The 1,723-nt window shown below is 64.5% G+C and carries 1 protein-coding gene; it reads left to right on the forward strand.

The window, feature by feature from the left end; all coding sequences use genetic code 11:
* Positions 1–281: 281 nt before the first annotated feature.
* Positions 282–1,643: an IS4 family transposase gene (locus VGP39_RS24155; RefSeq protein WP_327570614.1), complete on the forward strand. Its 1,362-nt coding sequence runs from the start codon at positions 282–284 to the stop codon at positions 1,641–1,643.
* Positions 1,644–1,723: the final 80 nt, after the last annotated feature.

A 1,723-nucleotide genomic window follows, 5' to 3' on the forward strand; every position in this document is an offset into this window, starting at 1 on the left:
TTGATCATTAAGGGCCTAGTTTGACTGTGTCAAAAACTGGCAGAAAGTCAATGTTATCAATGGGTTATTGGAGCACATGATCTGCAAGAAAACCTAGCAATTTCAATGTGTTAGGCAAAAACCGACATAGTCAAACTAGAGAGATAATGAATAGCACGAATTTCTGCCATATTCAGCGACCGCGTACGTAGTGGGCGGGGCTACGGCGTTCACACAATCGACTTGCGGCGGTGGCCTGGCTCTGATTCGCTAGGGCCAATGTGGATTTGGGTGGAGCTTTGTTGGGCAGTCGAGAAGGTGCGCTGGGTGGTTTTGGCGATGTCCGTCGCGCCGCTGTGGGAACGCGGCTGGTGGAACGGGTGATGGAAACCGGATCGCTGGTGATCCGCAAGCTCGGCTGCAACCGCGCGGGTGAGATCGCGATCCACCGGTTCCTGTCGGCGCCCTCGGTGACGTGCGGCGAGATGGTCGCAACGCTTGCGGCCCGCACGGCAGCGGCGTGCACGGGACGGCGGATCGTGGCGGCGCAAGACACGACGGAGATCAACTTCGCTGGCCGCGAGGAGCGTCGCCGCGGCTTGGGCCCAGCGGGCGACGGCGTGTCTGCCGGGTTCTTCCTGCATCCGGTGATCGCCATCGACAGCGACACGGAAGCTGTGCTGGGTCTGCTGGACGCGAGGATCTGGACCCGCACGGACGAGTTCGTCGCCGTGCCGGCGCGGGCACGCGCCCTGGAGGACAAGGAAAGCATGCGCTGGCTGGACGGTGCCGTGCAGGCCGGGACGCATCTGGCCCAGGCGGCCTCGGTGGTGGTCGTGGCGGATCGTGAAAGCGACATCTATGCGGGCTTCGCGCGGCGTCCGGCATCGGTCGACCTGATCGTTCGGGCCGCGCAGGATCGTGCGCTGCACGGCGGAGCGCGTTTGTTCGCTGCAGCAGCGGGATGGCCGGAGCTGGCACGCACCGAGGTTTGTGTTGCGCCGTCGCGCACCGGCGTTCGCGGCCGGGTCGCGACGGTGGCCCTGCGTGCCGGGCCGGTGGTGATCTGCCGCCCGCGCCATGGCCGTGATCCCGGTGCGCCGCCGCAGCTCAAGCTGACGATGATCGAGGCCCGGGAGGTGGACGGCCCCGGCGACGGCCAGACGCTGCTGTGGCGGCTGCTGACTACGCTCGATGTCGCCGACGCCGCAGGGGCTGCGGACATTGTGCGCCTGTATCGGCTGAGGTGGCGGATGGAGGAGATTTTCCGATCATTGAAGGTCGACGGCATGCGGCTGGAAGACACCCAGGTGCAGGACGCCGGACGGTTGTTCAAGCTGGCTTTGGTCGGGCTTGCCGCGGCCACCCGGACCATGCAGCTGGTCGATGCGCGCGATGGCAGCCCGCGACCGGCAACGGACGTCATCGACGCATCGGTGTTGCCCGCCGCTGAAGCCATCGCCCCGACCCTCGAAGGCAGGACAGCGCGCCAGCAGAACCCGCATCTGCTCCATTCTCTCGCCTGGCTGTCCTGGATCATTGCGCGGCTCGGCGGATGGAACTGCTACTACAAGCCACCCGGACCCAAAACCATGCGTGCCGGATGGGTGCAATTCGCCGCCATGGCCGCCGGCTTCGCCCTCGCCGCCCAGTCAAATGTGTGAACCCCGTAGCTTACAAAGGGGGTGGGTTGAGCAGTTACACCCCCGTTTAGCAAATTCGGGCTTTTCGGGTTTTTGTAGAA

This window comes from Bradyrhizobium sp. (assembly GCF_036009065.1).
Lineage (GTDB): Bacteria > Pseudomonadota > Alphaproteobacteria > Rhizobiales > Xanthobacteraceae > Bradyrhizobium.